A 16,814-nucleotide genomic window follows, 5' to 3' on the forward strand; every position below is an offset into this window, starting at 1 on the left:
CCATTTGGCCTTCTTTTGATGGGCCAGGGCTTATTCGTACCGTCGCTGCATGTATTGGCCGAAACCAATGGGTCCGCTGTTATCAAATCATCCGGATTTCAGGGCCGGCCCGAACATTCGGACGGCGTGATAAGCGGCAGGACTGGGCGACATCAGCGGAATGACTCCATCCCCTTAAGGTCTGCGCAGAGGGCGAAGGCGCCCGACAGGGGAGAGATACTGCATGTTGAAGATCTGGGGGCACCCCGCGGCGCCAAATGTCGCCAAGGTCCTGTGGACCTGCAACGAGCTGGGCCTCGACCATGCGCTGATCCCGACCGGTGGCCCGCATGGCGGTCTCGACGATCCGGCCTATCGCCGCCTCAATCCCAATGGCCGCATTCCGACCGTCGACGACAACGGCTTCATCCTGTGGGAATCGCATGCGATCATGCGGTATCTGGCGCGCCGCGAGGGGGACGAAGTGCTCTATCCCTCCGATCCCAGACGCGTGGCGCTGGTCGATCAATGGCTCGACTGGCAATCGGCGCATTTGGCGCAAGCCGTGCGTGATCTCGTGCGGCTGACCCTCAAGGCGACGACGCCGCCACCGGCCGAACAGCTGGCCCGCGCCGAGGCCGAAGCCGACATGCTGTTCGGGATCGTTGATGCAGCGCTGCAGGAGTCGCGTTTCATTGCAGGCTCCGCCTTCACCCTTGCCGATATCCCGATCGGCGTCGCGGTACGCCGCTGGACGACGCTGCCGATCAAGCGCGCGCCGCTCGCGGCACTGGATCAATGGTTCGAGGCGGTGCAGCGGCGTACCGGTGCCCGCCCCCCTTCAGCCTAGGGGTTCGTCGTCGACCTGGTGAGTCTGGCGACGGAACTCGCTCGGGCTCACCGCCATATGCTGGGCGAAGAAGCGGGTAAAATTGCTGTGGGCGCCAAAGCCCAGGCGCTCGGCCAGCTCGACCAGCGGCTCATCGGTCGTGCTCAGATACCTTGTCGCAGCGCGCATGCGGATATGGTCGATATAATGCTGCGGCGAGGCGCCGATACAGCGCCGGAACTGCTCGAAAAAATGCGACCGGGACAGTCCGACCATTTTCGCGATCTCGTCGATACGCGGATTCTCGAAGGCATGATCGTGGATGAAGCTCAGGGCCTTGCGGATCCTGAAATCGATGGGACGGACGCTGGTCGTGCCGGTTCGCTCGACCTCCGGAGCGATATAAGCACGGATGACGGCGTCGATCAGGTCGATAAGCAGCGCCTCGCGGTCGGCTGCATTTTCCACCAGATCGCGCGAGATGGACGCGGCGAGGCGTTCGGCCTGGACGCGGACGCTCTCGGTCATCTGTTCGCGAGGGCGCGGGAAGATCAGCCCGGCGCGCAGCCCCTGCGCTTCCAGGACACGATCGATCCATGCCTGCTCGATGATGAGCGACAGGATCATCGTCGGCCCGCCCTCATTGGCAAGCTTCAGATGCGGCACCCAAGGGTTGAAGAGCAGCACCGAGCCTTCGTCGAGCGGCAGGGTCTCCGAGCCGGATCGAAAGCGCGTATCTGCGCCGCCAAGCATGAAGAGCATATTGAACTGCTGGTGGGCATGTTCGACCAGGGCGCGACCCGTGATATTGACCGTTGCGCGGCCGAAATCGCCCGTCACGATCCAGATCGGTGTTTGCTCGTGCGCCACCATCCACTCCCGTCGCGGCGCCCTTGTCTCGCCTTTCCGTTGAGCTTCGCTCATCCTGCCTGGACTCTATGCCCCGGGCCCATGCTGCGCAACATTGTTGCGGCGGAAATGCGGACTGCATGCACTTCCGGCCCTTGGTCCCAGGCGCCATTACCGCCCGCATTTGCGATGCGACACACGATTTCCGGACGCTTTGATAAGCTTCCGGAGCTTGCTGTTATAAGGAAGCGGGCGCCCCGTCTCATAAGGAAGCAGGCCCGAAACGTCCGCACGACGGTCACGTGAAGAGGCTGGAGATGGGAGAGAGCCGTTCATGAACCGCATGCAAGATCGCAGATTTCGTCCTCAACTCTGCCAGACGGCCTCGCTGCTGGCGCTGACCATCGCATGCGGCGCCACGCCCGCGTTCGCGCAGGATCAGGCGGCCGCGCCCGTGACGGCCTCGGCCGCCGCTCCCCAGACAACCCAGCCGGCCCCGCAGGAGAACGCCACGGCGCCCAAGGACGAAAGTACCGCCGCGAGCGAAATCATCGTGACCGGTACCCGCGTCGCGCGTTCGGGCTACACCGCGCCGACGCCGACGACCGTGATCGGCACCGATCAGATTCAATCGGCGGCGCCCGCGTCACTTGCGGATTATGTCAACGAGCTTCCCGCGCTTGTCGGCTCGACGACACCGCGGGTGGCGACGACCGGCGCCTCGGCTACGGTTGGCGCGAACCTCTACAATCTCCGCGCTCTGGGCGCGAACCGCACGCTCGTCCTTCTCGACGGGCACCGGGTCGCGCCCTCGACGCTTACCGGAAATATCGATGTGGGGCTGCTGCCACAGGCGCTGGTCGAGCGCGTCGATGTGGTGACCGGCGGCGCCTCTGCCGCCTGGGGCTCGGACGCGGTCGCCGGCGTCGTGAACTATGTCCTCAACAAGAACTTCACCGGCGTCATGGGCAATGTCCAATCCGGTATCTCGGGGCAAGGCGACGCAAGCACGTTCAAGGCGGAACTGAGCCTCGGCGCCAGGTTCGCCGGCGGCCGCGGGCACCTGCTGGTGTCCGGCGAATATCATGACGACGGCGCCGCGGACTATGTGACCTCGCGCGACTGGTTCAAGAGCTACAAGGTCGTCAACAACCCCGCTTTCGTCGCTGGAAACGGGCAGCCCCGGCTGCTGCTGCAACCGGGTGTCGGGCTCGGCGTCGCGACCGATGGCGGCCTCATCACCTCGACCACGACGACCGGCAACGTCACCTCCTCGGGCGGCCCGCTGGTCAACACGCAATTCACCGCCGGCGGCAGCCCGGTGCCCTTCCGGCCCGGCTTCAAAACAGGCGTGCTCTCCTTCGGGGGTGACGCGCAGGATGTCAGCCAGATCATCCGGCTCGGTTCTCCCGTGAAAGGCGGGACGGTCTTCGCCCGGGCGAGCTATGATCTCACCGATAGCATCACCGCCTATGGCGAGTTCGGCTACGCCAACGTCAAGAGCAAGATCTTCGCGCGTGTCTATGAACGCGACGGCAATATCACCATCAAGGCCGATAACGCCTATCTGGATTCCGCCACCAGGGCGACGATGACGGCGAACAATCTTGCGAGCTTCACCCTGGGCAAGATGTTCCTCGACTGGGGTCCTTCGGTGGGGCGCAACGACCGTGAGCAGTTCCGCTATGTCGGCGGCCTCGAGGGCAAGTTCGCAGGTGGCTGGAGCTGGGACCTCTATGGCCAGCACGGCGAGACCAAGTTCCTGAACGGCGACTATTCGAACAATCCGATCACCGCCAATTTCAACAATGCGGTCGACGCGGTGGTGAACCCGGCGACCAGCCAGATCGTCTGCCGCTCGACGCTCACCAATCCGACGAATGGCTGCGTGCCCTATAACGTGTTCGGCACCGGAAAGAGCACGCCCGCCGCGCTCGCTTATATCTATGGTCAATCCTACCAGAACATCACGATCAAGCAGGATGTCGTTTCGGGGTCGTTGCGCGGTGAACCCTTCTCGACCTGGGCGGGCCCCGTGTCGATCGCGCTCGGCGGCGAATGGCGGCGCGAATCCTATGCCGCGACGACCACCGCGCTTGATCAGACCAATGCCTTCTTCCTTGGTAATTTCCGGCCCTCGAACGGCCATTACAATGTGAAGGAAGGCTTTTTCGAGACGGTGGTGCCGCTCCTGAAGGATCAGCCTTTCTTCCACGAGCTCGATTTCAACGGGGCGGTCCGCTACACCAGCTATAGCCTGTCGGGCGACGTCACGAGCTGGAAGGTCGGCTTGACCTGGGACGTGGATAGCCAGCTCAGATTGCGTGGGACGCGGTCGCGCGACATCCGCGCGCCCAACCTCGCCGAGCTCTTCCAGGCGGGCAACAACCTCAACCAGACGATCAACGACCCGCAGCTGAGCAGGAGCTACAGCGTCCAGCAGTTCGCGTCCGGCAATCCGGGCCTTGTTCCCGAAAAGGCGGACACGACCTCGGCAGGCGTCGTCTATCGTCCCAGCTGGCTGCCGGGCTTCGGCATCTCGGTCGACTATTTCGACATCAAGATCGACAAGGCGATCTATTCGAACACGGCGCAGGCGGTCATCAATCTCTGCCAGGGCGGCGACGCGCTGCAATGCTCGTTCATCACTCGCAATCCCGCCACCGGCCCCAACCCGAACCAGATCACGCTGGTCAAGCTTTTGCCGCTCAATATCGGCGGCGAGGCGACGCGCGGCGTCGATTTCGAGGCGAGCTACCGGCGCAACCTCTCGGATATCGTCAGCAACTGGGGTGGATCGCTCAATCTTCGTATGGTCGGGACCTACGTCTCGCATCGAACGGTGACGGTCGGTGGGGTGACCACCGAATATGCCGGGCAGAACGCCAATTTCGACCAGAACTCGCAGGCCGTGCCGAGCTGGCGCTGGCTGGCATCGGCGGGCTATGATTCGGACCATGTCGGCGTGACGCTCACCGAGCGCTTCATCGGCGCGGGCAAGCTCAACAACGCCTGGGTCGAAGGCGTCGACATCAACAACAACCACGTGCCGGCGGTCTTCTACACCGACCTGTCGCTCACCTTCAAAATTCCCGAGTTCGGCAAGGGCACGCAGATCTATTTCGCCGTCCAGAATCTGTTCGACAGGGATCCGCCCGTCGCTCCGATCTATGGCGCCACGGGCTTCCTCAGCACCGGCACCAACGGCTATCTCTACGACGTGATCGGGCGCCAGTTCCGCGCCGGTGTGAGGTTCAAGTTTTGAACGCACATGATCCTTCGACCTCGCCCGCTTCTTATCCGGCGGGCGAGGCAGTACAGGTCCTCATCGTTGGCGCCGGCTCGGCGGGCCTCACGCTGGCGATCGACCTGGCGCGCCGGGGCGTATCCTTCCGCCTCATCGAACGCGGAGATGCGCCTTTCGCCGGGTCGCGCGGCAAGGGCCTCCAGCCGCGTACCATCGAGATCTTCGAGCAATTGGGGATGATCGAGGCGTTCCTCGACGCTTCGGCGCCTTATCCACCGATCATCAACTACGGCGTCGATGAAAGCGGCCCGCAAGTGGTCGCCGCCAAGACCGACAGCCGCCCCGGCGAGCCCTATCCGCTCTCGCTGATGATCCCGCAGTGGCGCACCGAGAAGCTGCTGCGCGACCGGCTCGCCGAGCTTGGCGGCCATGTTGAATACGGGGTGGAGTTCACTGGCCTCGCCGAGACGGACGGCGGTGTCCAGGCGCGAGTGCTGGTGGACGGCGAGGAACGCACGATTGAGTGCACCTGGCTGGTCGGAACCGATGGTGCGCGCAGCGCTGTGCGCAAGGCCCTCGGTATCGGCTATCCGGGTGAGACGGGTACCTTCCGCATGCTGATCGCCGATCTGCCGGTCGCCAATTTGTCGGATGCGGGCTGGCACCGTTGGCCCAACGCCCCGGGCGGCGGGTTCGCGCTGTGTCCGCTGGCCAAGACTGACAGCTTCCAGCTTTCGGCCGAACTCACCACGGACGGCGAGCCCGAGCAGACCCGTGAGGCGATCCAGACGATGATCCTTGCGCGGACGGGCGATGCGACCCTTGTTGCCGGCGAGCCGACCTGGACCTCCGTATACCGGGTGAACTTCCGTCTCGCCGACGCCTATCGCCGGGGACATGCCTTCATTGCCGGCGATGCTGCGCATGCCCATCCGCCGACCGGCGGGCAGGGGCTCAACACCAGCGTGCAGGACAGTTTCAATCTCGGCTGGAAGCTCGCCGCGGTGCTGGCTGGCGCAAGCGAAGCGTTGCTCGAGACCTATGAGACCGAGCGCCGCGAAATCGGCGCGGGCGTCCTGGCAATGAGCAGGGGATTGCTCGCGCAGATGACCGAGAAGGCGGACATGCGGCGCGGGCGCGATACGCTGCAGCTCGATCTCAACTATCGAAAGTCCCCGCTCGCCGCAGAGGAGCGCACGACACCAGGTAGGGTTGAGGCTGGCGACCGCGCGCCTGATGCAGCCCTCGTCGCTCCGGACGGCGCGGCAGTGCGCGTCTTCGACCTTTTCCGCCACCCGGACTTCACGCTTCTCGCGATCGCGGGCTCAAGCGATCTGAAGGGCCTGGCCCGGAATGGCCTGCGGCTGGTCGAGATCGAGCGGGGCGAGGGGAGCTATCGCGACCCGGCCGGGCAGGTCTGCGCCAATTATGGCCTCACCGGCGATTGCCTGCTGCTGGTGCGGCCCGATGGCTATATCGCGGCGGCCGCGGACGGGGAGCGAGCTGACCTGATCGAGGCCTGGCTGCGCCGCTGGATCGAACCGGCACGAGTCCCGGCGTGAGCGGCAGTACGATGCGCTGGGTAGCAACCGCCGCAGGCGCCGCGCGGTCCGCGCCCGACGCGGAGCGGGTGCCCCTGGGCGGCCTGCTGCTCCAGGCGGGCGAACGGCCGTCGCGCTCGGTCTTCCTGTTCCTGCGGCCCGCCGGTGCGTGGCAACTCCTGCCGCTCGAGGAAGCGGTCGTATCGCGCGGGATCGACCTTCTCACGGTCTCGACGCGATATGCGCGCAACGAAGCGCTTGCGGTCGCCGAGCGCGCGCTCCTCGATATGGGCGCCTGGATCCGCTTCGCGCGCGAGACGCTCGGCTATGCGAGGGTCAACCTGCTCGGCTGGAGCGGCAGCGGCACCCAGTCCGCCTTCTACCAGGAGCAGGCAAGCCGGCCGACGATCGCGGCGACGCCCGATGGCGCTGCGCTCGACCTCTCCGCCGCCGGGCTCGAACCCGCCGACGGGCTCATCTTCATGGGCGCGCATGCCTCGCGCGCCCGCATGCTCGCCGACATGATCGATCCCTCCGTGATCGCCGAGGATATGCCGGCCGCGCACGATCCGGCATTCGACCTCTATGGCGGGATGGCACCGGAGCCGCCCTTCGATCCAGCATTCCTCCAATCCTATCGCGCGGCGCAGGTCGCCCGCATCCGCCGGATCACCGCGCTTGCCCGCGAGCAGCTCGGCCAGGGACTGTCCGATCCCTTCATCGTCCGGCGGACCATGGCGGACCCGCATTTCCTCGACGCCGCGATCGACCCGAATGAACGGCCGCCCGGCCGCTGCTGGCTCGGCGTGCCACGCCTCGTCAACGATGCGCCCTCCGGGATCGCTCGCGTGGCGACGCCCGAGGCATGGCTGTCGCAATGGTCGATCGATGACAGCAATGTCGACGCGGTGCGCTCCGTGGCGGCAATCGACACGCCCCTGCTGGTGATCGAGAACGGCGCCGACGATGCGGTCCCGCCGCAGCATGTGCGCGAGACGTTCGAGGCGGCCGCCTCGCGCGACAAAAGTTATCTCCGCATTCCAGGCGCGAGCCACAGCTATCAGGGCCAACCGGGAGAACTGGCCGCGGTTGCCGACGCCGTCTCGGCCTGGGCCTCCGAAAGGTACTGACCATGACCACCGCCATCTTCCCCAATGATCAGCGCGCGCAGCTGGAGCAGCTCTACGCGGCGATGCGCCCGGAAGGCCTCGCCCCTTTGTGGGAGGTGCTCGCCGCTTTGGTCTCGCCGACGCCGCAAAGCCCGGCCGTCGCGCATCACTGGCGCTATGACGATGCCCGCCGCCATTTGATGCGCGCGGGCGACCTCATCAGCGCCGAACAGGCCGAGCGCCGCGTCCTCATCCTCGAAAATCCCGGGCTTCCGGACCAGTCGGCGATCACGCCCAGCCTCTATGCCGGGCTGCAGCTGATCCAGCCTGGAGAAGTCGCGCCGGCGCATCGCCACACCCAGAGTGCGCTGCGCTTCGTGATGGAGGGCGAGGGGGCCTATACCACGGTCGATGGCGAGCGCGCGGTGATGCGTCCCTTCGATCTGGTGCTGACCCCGTCCTGGCAATGGCATGATCACGGCAACGAGACCGCGCAGCCGATGATCTGGCTCGATGGGCTCGACATACCGACCGTGCGGCATTTCGCGGCAAGCTTTGCGGAGAAGACCGAGGCTCCCGTCCAGGCGCGCCTTGTCCCCGACGACGACAGCCTGAGCCGCTACGGCCGCAACTTGAGGCCGCTCCGCGGGAGCATCGCCGACCGCCGCCCGGCGAGCCGTCCGCTGTTCCATTATCCCTATGCCGAGTGGCGCCGGAGTCTCGCCGACCTGGCAGTCGGCGCGCCCGACCCGCATCTCGGCCATGCGCTCGAGTTCATCAATCCCGCCGACGGCGGCACTGTCCTCCCGACCATTGCCGCCCAGGTTCAGCTGCTCCCTGCGGGCTTTACCACACGGCCGCGCCGCGCAAGCGATGGGGCGATCCATGTGGTGGTCGAGGGAACCGGCACCGCGCGGATCGGGGACCGCGAGGTGTCGCTTGGCGCCCGCGACATCATCGTCGTGCCTTCCTGGACGCGGCTCGAGCTTTCCGCCGACAGCGACCTCGTCCTGTTCAGCTATTCCGACCGCGCAGCCCAGCAGCGCCTCGAACTCTATCGGGAAGACCGTTTGTGACCGACCTCTTCGATCCCGCTACCCAGACTTTTGCCCCGACCAGCGACGGCCGCCTTTTCCCGGTCCGCCGCGTCTTCTGCGTCGGGCGCAATTATGCCGCGCATGCCCGCGAGATGGGGCGCGATCCCGACCGCGAGGCGCCGTTCTTCTTCACCAAATGGGCAGAGACCGTCGTGCCCGATGGCTCGGTCATCCCGTATCCGCAGCAGACGGCGAACTTCCATTATGAGGCCGAGCTGGTCGTGGCGATCGGCAAGGGCGGCCGCAATATCGCGGAAAGCGATGCGCTAACCCATGTCTGGGGCTATGCGACCGGCAATGACCTGACGCGGCGCGATCTCCAGCTCGCCGCGCGCGAGACGGGGCGGCCCTGGGACAGCGGCAAGAATGTCGAAGCGTCCGCGCCGACCGGCCCCATCCATCCGGTGCGCGAAGTTGGCCATCTCGCCAAGGGGGCGATCCGGCTGCTGGTCAACGACGTGGTCAAGCAGGACGCCGATCTTGCCGATCTCATCTGGTCCGTCCCCGAGATAATTTCGATCCTCTCGACGCTCTGGGCGCTCGAGCCCGGCGATCTCATCTTCACCGGCACGCCGGCAGGCGTAGGGCCGATCGTCACCGGCGACGTCGTGCGCGTCGAAATCCAGGGGCTCGCTCCACTCACCATCACGGTCGGGCCGGCGGCGTGATCCTTCACGGCTATTACCGCTCGACCGCAAGCTGGCGCGTACGCATCGTGCTCGGCCTCAAGGGCATCGCTGTGGAGCAGCGGGCGCACCATCTGCGCCGCGGCGAGCAGCGCCTGCCGGCCTTTCTCGCGCTCAATCCGCAAGGGCTGTTGCCGGTGCTCGAGCTCGATGACGACAACGTCCTGACCCAATCCCTTGCGATCGCCGAATATCTGGACGAGCTCCAACCCGAGCCGCCACTGCTGCCGAAAGAGCCGATTGCGCGCGCCCATATCCGCGCGATCGCCCAGCTTATCGCCTGCGACATCCATCCGATCCAGAATCTGCGCGTGCTCGCACGCCTGAAGACGCTCGGACACGACGAGGCCGAAGTACAGCGTTGGGCCGCGGATACTATCCGCGAGGGCCTCGACGCCTGCGAAGTGCTGCTCGGCCGCTATGCAGGACCATGGTGCCTCGGCGACCGGCCGACGCTCGCCGATGCCGTTCTCATCCCGCAGCTCGCCAATGCGCGCCGCTTCGGCGCCGAAGGCGACTGGCCGCGCCTCTCAGAGATCGCCGCGCAGGCCGCGACCCATCCCGCCTTCCTCGCCGCCGATGCCGGCGCGCAGCCCGATGCCGAATAGGAGCCTTCCCATGAAGTTCATCAGTTTCCGATATGCGGGCAAGCCTCGCTGGGGTGCGCTCAAGAACGATGATGCGATCGTCGACCTCACGGAAATGGGAGTCGGCGCGACGTTGCGGGAAGCAATCGCGGCTGACCGCATTGGGGAGGCTGCACGCCTTGCCGGGACGGGCGAGGCGCTCTGCCGCCTGGAGGACGTGGTGCTCGATAGCCCCTTGCCCGATACCGGCCGGATCCTTGCGGTCGGTGCAAATTACTCGGACCATGCAGCCGAAATGAACCGCGACGTCGGCGGCGATCCGCAATTCTTCATCCGCCTGCCCTCGAGCGTGGTCCCGCACGGCGCAGCGATCCTCAAGCCCAGCGTCTCGGATCATCTCGACTATGAAGGCGAGCTCGCAATCGTGATCGGGAAGGGCGGGCGGCATATCGCCGAGGCCGACGCGATGGAGCACATCGCCGGCTATACGATCTTCAATGACGGCACGGTCCGCGATTATCAGCAGGTTTCGCTCCCGGTCGGCAAGAATTTCGATGCGAGCGGCTCGATCGGGCCATGGTTCGTGCCGGCAGCGGACATCTCCTATCCGCTGACGGTCGAGACCCGGGTTAACGGCGAGGTTCGTCAGCACAACAACACCGATAATTTCACCTTCGGGCCCGCCCGGCTCATCGAATATGCGTCGCGCTTTGTGACCCTGGCGCCGGGCGACATCATCGCCAGCGGCACCCCGGCGGGCGTCGGCGCCAAGCGCAAGCCCCCGCTCTGGCTCAAGGCGGGCGACGTGCTGGAGATCGAGATCGGCCAGATCGGAACCTTGCGGAACGAGATAGCAAATGAGCCTGCATGACCCGGTGGCCGTTCAGGAGGTTGCCAAGCGCAGGGCCTTTCGGGCACCGATGCCGGCTGCCATGGAGTCTCCAGCGACCTCATCTTCCCTGACGCGCAAGGCGGTCGATCATATCCGCGATCTGATCGTGCGCGGTGAGCTGTCGCCGGGTTCGCGGGTTCAGGAAAAGCAGCTCTGCGAAATGCTGGGCCTGTCGCGCACGCCGCTGCGCGAAGCCTTGAAGGTGCTCGCGACCGAAAACCTGGTCGAGCTGCTGCCGCGGCGCGGTGCCCGGGTGACCGCGCTTGATCCCAGGCGGTTGCGCGAGCAATTCGCGGTGATCGCGATGGTCGAGGCGGAAGCCGCCCGCATTCTTTGCCGGTCGGGCACCGATGAGCAGATCCGCAATCTGCGCGTCATCCATGATGCGCTCAAATCCGCTTATGTCAGCCACGATCCGGCGCGCTACTATCTCTCGAACGAGCAGTTCCACCGCGCCGTCGTGGTTCAGAGCGGCAACCAGACGCTTGCCGACATCCATGCCGGGCTCATCGTCCATCTCCACCGCGCCCGCCATTTCGCGCTGACCATGAGCGAGGTGAACCTCGAATTCGCGCATGATCATGACGAAATCATCGAGGCAATCGAGCGGCGCGATACCGAGGTCGCTGGGCGCCGCATGACCGAACACCAGGCCGGCGTCGCTGATCATGTGCTGATGTCGCTCGGGCAAACGGGTAAGGGAGCACGTCATGAAGATTGACGGCTTCGTTCTCGCCATGCTGGGGGCTGTCGCTCTTGCGCTTGCCATGCCCTGGCTCGGTACGGGGGACGGCCCGCTTCATCTGGGACTGGTGACGACGATCGGCATCGGGATCGTCTTCTTTCTTCATGGCGCGGCGCTTTCACCGTCGGCGGTGCGCGCGGGAGCCGCGAACTGGCGACTGCACCTCGTCGTTCATGGCAGCACGTTCCTGCTCTTCCCGGCAATCGGTGCGGCCCTCTTCTTCGGATTGAAGGGCATGCTCGCGCCTGAGATCCGGCTCGGCATCTTCTATCTCTGCGCCTTGTCCTCGACCATCTCCTCTTCGGTTGCGATGACCGCGATCGGGCGCGGCAATGTGCCCGCCGCGATTTTCGACGCAACGCTCTCGGGCCTGCTTGGCATGGTGCTGACGCCGCTACTGGTCAGCCTTGTCGCCAAGACGGCGACCGGTCATCTGCCGCTTATCCCGGCAATCTGGGACGTTATGAAGACCTTGCTCCTGCCATTTGCGGCCGGACAATTGCTGCGCCCCTGGATCGGCGGCTTCGTCACCCGGAACAAAGCTTGGACGTCCAAGGCGGACCGGTTCGTTATCCTGCTGATCGTCTATTCGGCCTTCTGCGAGTCGACCGAGGCCGGTTTATGGTCGCGTTATGCCCCGCTGACGCTCGTCGTCATTGCGTTGCTCGTGCTGTTGTTGCTCGGCAGCGTGATCGCTCTGACGACGCTTGTCAGCCGTCTGCTCGGGTTCAACCGCGCCGACGAGGTCACTGCGGTCTTTTGCGGCTCGAAGAAGAGTCTCGCCAATGGGGCGCCGATCGCGCGCGTGCTATTCGGGCAGAATCCGGCCCTTGGCATGATCGTGCTGCCGCTCATGATGTACCATCAGGCGCAGTTGATCGTTTGCTCCATCCTTGCGCGCCGGTATGCGGAGAAGGCTGACCGCGAGACGGCGACTGAAGACGCGCTCAATCCCGCATGATCGAGATTCTCGAGTGGAGGGACGGCCACATGTCCCAATGGTGGGCAAGCGCTATCGCTGGCCAGCTGTTCGCGTGGGAGCGCTGCGGCGGGCAACCGAGGTCTGGAACCGATCAACCGGGCACTACTTCAACTCCAGTCGCGAACATTAGAGCCTGACGTGCCGGGCATCAGCTACTGGGCCGGCTGCAGACTGTCAGCTTCCAGACAAATAGAACTCGGAAGCTGCTGCATAGTGACGTGCTCCCCAGAAACTCCGCCAGTTTGAGCTAGAGTCCTTCATTGAGGAGGACGGAGATGAAGCGCAGCAGGTTTAGCGAGGAGCAGATCATAGCGATCCTGCGGGAGCAGGAAGCTGGGTCATCGACAGCGGATGTGTGTCGCAAGCACGGCGTGAGCAGCGCGACGTTCTACAAATGGAAGGCGACCTATGGCGGCATGGACGTGTCGCAGGCGCGCAAGCTGAAGGTGCTGGAGGACGAGAACGCGCGGTTGAAGCGACTGCTGGCCGACGCGATGCTCGACAATGCGGTGCTGAAGGAGGTTGCCTCAAAAAACTGGTGAAGCCTGCCGCTCGCCGAAGGGCTGTCGAGGATGTGCGGCAGACCTTCGGCATCAGCGAGCGTCGGGCGTGCGCCATTCTCAGCGTGGATCGATCGTCGATGCGCTATGCGCATCGGCGTGGTGATGATGGCGACCTGCGGTCGCGTCTTCGCGAGATCGCGCTCGAGCGTCGCCGGTTCGGTTACCGACGGCTGGGGATCATGCTGGCGCGCGAGGGGTTGGTCATGAACCACAAGAAGCTGTTGCGGCTGTACCGCGAGGAGAACCTGCGCGTGCGTCGGCGTCGTGGGCGGAAGCGAGCGATGGGCACGCGGGCACCGATGACGCTGCCGCAAGGGCCGAACCAGCGGTGGAGCCTGGACTTTGTGAGCGACACGTTGGTGTGCAGCCGGCGCATCCGCATCCTTGCCGTCGTCGATGACTTCACGCGCGAGAATCTGGCGCTGGTGGTCGATACGTCGCTGTCGGGCGCTCGTGTCGCCCGTGAGCTCGATGCGATCATCGCGGTGCGCGGCAAGCCGCTGATGATCGTCAGCGACAACGGGACCGAACTGACGAGCCTGGCGATCCTGCGCTGGGCGCAGGACCGGCGGATCGAGTGGCATTACATCGCGCCGGGCAAGCCGCAGCAGAACGGCTACGTCGAGAGCTTTAATGGTCGCTTGCGCGACGAATGCCTGAACGAGACGCTGTTCGCGTCGTTGAGCCACGCCCGCTCGGTGCTGAGCGGCTGGCGCCACGACTACAACCATGTGCGACCGCATAGAGGGATAGGCGGGCTGACGCCCGCCGATGCTGCCAGGCGGGTTGTGCAACCCCGCCCACAAGGGCACGATGATAACCTCGGACTCCAGTTATGACTGGAGGAGTTTTGGGGAGCACGTCACGGACGTCCCGCCACCCATTCTCCGCCAGCAATGCTGCGAACGCCTGCCGGTCCGCGAGCGCGAACGGCCCGGGAACGCCGGCGATCGGCGGCGGCACCTTGATATGCCGGGCAAGGATCGCGCGCGCGCCGCTCATCCAGGGATTCTGCTCGGGCGCGGCCCAGACCGCGAAGTCGCCCCTACCGCCGGGGACCAGCGCGTCTCCCAGATGCCGAAAGGCAGCCGCCGGTGCCTTGAAGAACATGACGCCGAGCCGCGAGAACAGCCGGTCGAAGCGATCGGAAAAGGCATAGGATGCGGCGTCGCCCGTCGCGTAGCGCAGTTGACCGAGATGTTCGTCGCCTGCGCGCCGCTCGGCTTCGGCGATCAGGGCGGGCGCAATGTCCACGCCAAGCACGGCTCCCTCGTTCCCGACGGAATGCGCGATCGCGCGCGACGTGGCGCCCCCGCCGCATCCGATATCGAGGACCCGCTCGCCAGGCGCGAAGGCCGCATGGGCCAGGATCGCCGCGCCCAAGGGGGCGAGCATGGTCTCGCTGGCGTCGAGATCGAGCAGCCAGCGCGCCCCGCGGTCGCCCTCCCAGTCGTCGAGCGGATCGATCGCGTACGTCATCGAAGTCCTTTCCGTTCAGCCCAGCAGCGCGGGGGCGCTCCGCCAAAGCATATAGCCTGCGACCGCGAAGATGAGGATCGCGAAAACCCGCGCCAGCCTGCCCGAGCCCGCAAGATGCCGTGCGGCGCGCGTGCCGGCAACGCCGCCCAGCACGCCGCCGCCGACGAACACCGCAGCGAGCGGCCAGTCGATCAGGCCCGACGCGGCATAGTTGATCGCCGTGGTCAGCCCGAAGGCAGCGACTGCGACCAGCGAAGTGCCGACCGCATTGAGCATCGGCATGCCCGTCGATGCGATCAACCCCGGTACGATGAGGAAACCCCCGCCAATGCCGAAGAAGCCCGAAAATGCGCCCGTGCCAAGGCCGAAACCGAGCACCTTGGGCGCGTTGGTGCGATTGCACTGCACGTCGGGCCGATCCTCGCCGGTCCGCTTGCGCAGCATCAGCATGCCGACCGCTACCATCAGCAGCGCGAACAGCGCGAGCAGCTTTTGTCCGTCGATTGCCTTGCCCAGCGTCGAGCCGGCGAGGGCGCCGATCAGGCCGGCCCCGGCGTATATGCCGCCGCAGCGCCATTTGACCGTCCGTGCCCGGGCATGGCTGACCAGCCCGGTCGCGGCGTTTGCGGCGACCGCGAGCGCGCTGGTGCCGATCGCGACATGCGCGCTGGGCACGCCGACGAGATAGACCATCAGCGGCACTGCCAGGATCGACCCGCCGCCGCCGACCAGACCAAGCGTGAAGCCGACCAGCGCGCCCGAGCCCGTGCCCAGCAGATACTGGAGCGGCTCGAGCATGTCAGCGGTGGACGATTTTCGCGCGTGCCTCGATCCGCGGGACAAGCGGCGTCTGGTCGTGGCCGCAACCCGCTGCTTGCCGGAGGATCTCGTCCGTCGTGCGCTTGCCCGCCTGTGACAGCGCCCATAGCGACGCAGCCCGCATTCCCGATTTGCAAAAGGCGAGCGCCGGCTTGTCGCAGCTCCCCATGGCAAAGCAGAAGGCATCGATATCTGCCTCGCGGAACTGGCCGGGAACGACGGGGATATGATGATATTCGATCCCCTCCGCCCGGGCGAGCGCTTCGAGATCCGCGCTCCGCGGCTGGCCGGATTCCTCATCATCGGGCCGGCAATTGATGATCGACCCGAAACCTGCCGCGCGGGATCCGGACACGGCGTTGGGCAGAAGCTGGGTAGTGACGCTGATGTCGGCGTCGAGAGCCTTATGGGCCATGGGGGGTCCTTCGCTGGAGGAGTGTGGATCAGATCGCGTCGAGCGGAATCTTGAGATAGCGGACGCCGTTTGCCTCGGGTTCGGGCAGATCGCCGCCACGCATGTTGACCTGGACCGAGGGCAGGATCAGCCGCGGCATGCCGAGCGTTCGGTCGCGCGCGGTGCGCATCGCGACGAACTCGGCTTCGCCGACGCCGTCATGGACATGGACGTTGGCGTCGCGCTCGGCGCCGATCGTCGTCTCCCAGGCAAAGGCGTCGCGGCCCGGCGCCTTGTAATCGTGGCAGAGGAACAGCCGTGCCTGGCGCGGCAACTCCAGCAGCCGCCGGATCGAACGATAGAGCAGGGCGGCATCCCCGCCGGGGAAATCGGCGCGCGCCGTGCCATAATCGGGCATGAAGATCGTGTCGCCCGCGAACACGGCGTCGCCGATGACATAGGCGAGGTCGGCAGGCGTGTGGCCGGGCACGTGAAGCACGGCGACGGAGAGATTGCCGAGCTCGAAACTATCGCCATCGTCGAACAGGCGGTCGAACTGCGAGCCGTCGCGCGCGAACTCGGTGCCGGCATTAAACAGCTTCCCGAACATCTGCTGCACGGCGACGATCGCACGGCCGATCGCGATGCGGCCGCCCAGCCGCTGCTGGAGATAGGGCGCGGCGGAAAGATGGTCGGCATGGGCATGGGTCTCGAGCAGCCAATCGACGGTCAGGCCCTCGCGCTCGACATAGGCGATGATCGCGTCCGCCGAGCCGTACGAGGTTCGTCCCGCGGCGGGGTCATAGTCGAGCACCGAGTCGAGAATCGCCGCGCGCCGCGTCGCGGGATCATGGACAACATAGCTGGCGGTGAAGGTCGCCTCGTCGAAGAACGCGCGCACCTGCGGCCGCGCGGCTGGGTCGTCGAGCGCCGTGGCGACGATCGCGCCCGCCTGGTCGAGCGCGCGGTCATGGATGGGGCAGGCGGTCTGGCTGGTCATCGGGAGTCCTTGGTGA

At 65.7% G+C, this 16,814-nt stretch carries 15 protein-coding genes and 1 pseudogene; 11 read left to right on the top strand and 5 right to left on the bottom strand.

Annotated elements, in window-relative coordinates; genetic code table 11:
• The first annotated feature begins 223 nt into the window (after positions 1-223).
• Positions 224-829: a glutathione S-transferase family protein gene (locus tag AAHM44_RS03125; RefSeq protein WP_342248969.1), complete on the top strand. Its 606-nt coding sequence runs from the start codon at positions 224-226 to the stop codon at positions 827-829.
• Here the strand turns inward: AAHM44_RS03125 and AAHM44_RS03130 are convergent.
• Positions 821-1,732: a helix-turn-helix transcriptional regulator gene (locus AAHM44_RS03130; RefSeq protein WP_342248970.1), complete on the bottom strand. Its 912-nt coding sequence runs from the start codon at positions 1,730-1,732 to the stop codon at positions 821-823. The genes AAHM44_RS03125 and AAHM44_RS03130 overlap by 9 nt on opposite strands.
• A 259-nt stretch (positions 1,733-1,991) precedes the next feature.
• Here AAHM44_RS03130 and AAHM44_RS03135 point away from each other — a divergent pair, with 259 nt between their 5' ends.
• The 10 genes from AAHM44_RS03135 to AAHM44_RS03180 all read left to right on the top strand — a co-directional run bounded on the left by AAHM44_RS03135 (position 1,992) and on the right by AAHM44_RS03180 (position 13,945).
• Positions 1,992-4,922: a TonB-dependent receptor domain-containing protein gene (locus tag AAHM44_RS03135; RefSeq protein ID WP_342248971.1), complete on the top strand. Its 2,931-nt coding sequence runs from the start codon at positions 1,992-1,994 to the stop codon at positions 4,920-4,922.
• A complete protein-coding gene (locus AAHM44_RS03140) occupies positions 4,919-6,466 on the top strand; it encodes an FAD-dependent monooxygenase (protein ID WP_342248972.1) in 1,548 nt (515 codons plus the stop codon). The genes AAHM44_RS03135 and AAHM44_RS03140 overlap by 4 nt, the downstream gene beginning before the upstream one ends.
• The gene (locus tag AAHM44_RS03145) at positions 6,463-7,575 is read left to right on the top strand and encodes an alpha/beta hydrolase (RefSeq protein ID WP_342248973.1); all 1,113 of its coding nucleotides are present in this window, start codon (positions 6,463-6,465) and stop codon (positions 7,573-7,575) included. The genes AAHM44_RS03140 and AAHM44_RS03145 overlap by 4 nt, the downstream gene beginning before the upstream one ends.
• Before the next feature lie 2 nt (positions 7,576-7,577).
• Complete coding sequence (gtdA, locus tag AAHM44_RS03150; protein ID WP_342248974.1) at positions 7,578-8,630, top strand: gentisate 1,2-dioxygenase; 1,053 nt, start codon at positions 7,578-7,580, stop codon at positions 8,628-8,630.
• A complete protein-coding gene (locus AAHM44_RS03155; protein ID WP_342248975.1) occupies positions 8,627-9,319 on the top strand; it encodes a fumarylacetoacetate hydrolase family protein in 693 nt (230 codons plus the stop codon). The genes gtdA and AAHM44_RS03155 overlap by 4 nt, the downstream gene beginning before the upstream one ends.
• Complete coding sequence (gene maiA / locus AAHM44_RS03160; RefSeq protein ID WP_342248976.1) at positions 9,316-9,945, top strand: maleylacetoacetate isomerase; 630 nt, start codon at positions 9,316-9,318, stop codon at positions 9,943-9,945. The genes AAHM44_RS03155 and maiA overlap by 4 nt, the downstream gene beginning before the upstream one ends.
• Positions 9,946-9,955: 10 nt before the next feature.
• Entirely contained in the window at positions 9,956-10,795 is an 840-nt protein-coding gene (locus tag AAHM44_RS03165; RefSeq protein WP_342248977.1) for a fumarylacetoacetate hydrolase family protein, read from the top strand.
• Positions 10,782-11,537 (top strand): GntR family transcriptional regulator, encoded by a 756-nt coding sequence (locus AAHM44_RS03170; protein WP_342248978.1) that lies wholly within the window; start codon positions 10,782-10,784, stop codon positions 11,535-11,537. The genes AAHM44_RS03165 and AAHM44_RS03170 overlap by 14 nt, the downstream gene beginning before the upstream one ends.
• Complete coding sequence (locus tag AAHM44_RS03175) at positions 11,527-12,522, top strand: bile acid:sodium symporter family protein (RefSeq protein WP_342248979.1); 996 nt, start codon at positions 11,527-11,529, stop codon at positions 12,520-12,522. The genes AAHM44_RS03170 and AAHM44_RS03175 overlap by 11 nt, the downstream gene beginning before the upstream one ends.
• A gap of 296 nt (positions 12,523-12,818) precedes the next feature.
• Positions 12,819-13,945, top strand: a protein-coding gene (locus tag AAHM44_RS03180) for an IS3 family transposase (RefSeq protein ID WP_342248980.1) whose coding sequence is annotated in 2 segments (ribosomal slippage) — positions 12,819-13,071 and positions 13,071-13,945 — 1,128 coding nt in all. Because the reading frame shifts where the segments join, the coding sequence is not laid out codon by codon here.
• Positions 13,946-13,991: 46 nt separating this feature from the next.
• On the opposite strand, the pseudogene AAHM44_RS24825 reads toward AAHM44_RS03180, so the two are convergent.
• From AAHM44_RS24825 to AAHM44_RS03195, 4 genes and pseudogenes are all read right to left on the bottom strand, one after another.
• A pseudogene (locus AAHM44_RS24825) lies at positions 13,992-14,585 on the bottom strand (class I SAM-dependent methyltransferase); the annotation flags it as partial.
• A gap of 15 nt (positions 14,586-14,600) precedes the next feature.
• On the bottom strand, positions 14,601-15,383 hold the full coding sequence (locus AAHM44_RS03185) for a sulfite exporter TauE/SafE family protein (RefSeq protein ID WP_342248981.1): 783 nt from the start codon (positions 15,381-15,383) through the stop codon (positions 14,601-14,603).
• Between the two features lies 1 nt (position 15,384).
• Positions 15,385-15,819: a TIGR01244 family sulfur transferase gene (locus tag AAHM44_RS03190; protein WP_342248982.1), complete on the bottom strand. Its 435-nt coding sequence runs from the start codon at positions 15,817-15,819 to the stop codon at positions 15,385-15,387.
• A gap of 28 nt (positions 15,820-15,847) precedes the next feature.
• Complete coding sequence (locus AAHM44_RS03195; RefSeq protein ID WP_342248983.1) at positions 15,848-16,798, bottom strand: MBL fold metallo-hydrolase; 951 nt, start codon at positions 16,796-16,798, stop codon at positions 15,848-15,850.
• Positions 16,799-16,814: the final 16 nt, after the last annotated feature.

The organism is Sphingomonas sp. OTU376, from assembly GCF_038440415.1.
In the GTDB taxonomy this organism is placed as follows: Bacteria; Pseudomonadota; Alphaproteobacteria; order Sphingomonadales; family Sphingomonadaceae; genus Sphingomonas; species Sphingomonas kyeonggiensis_A.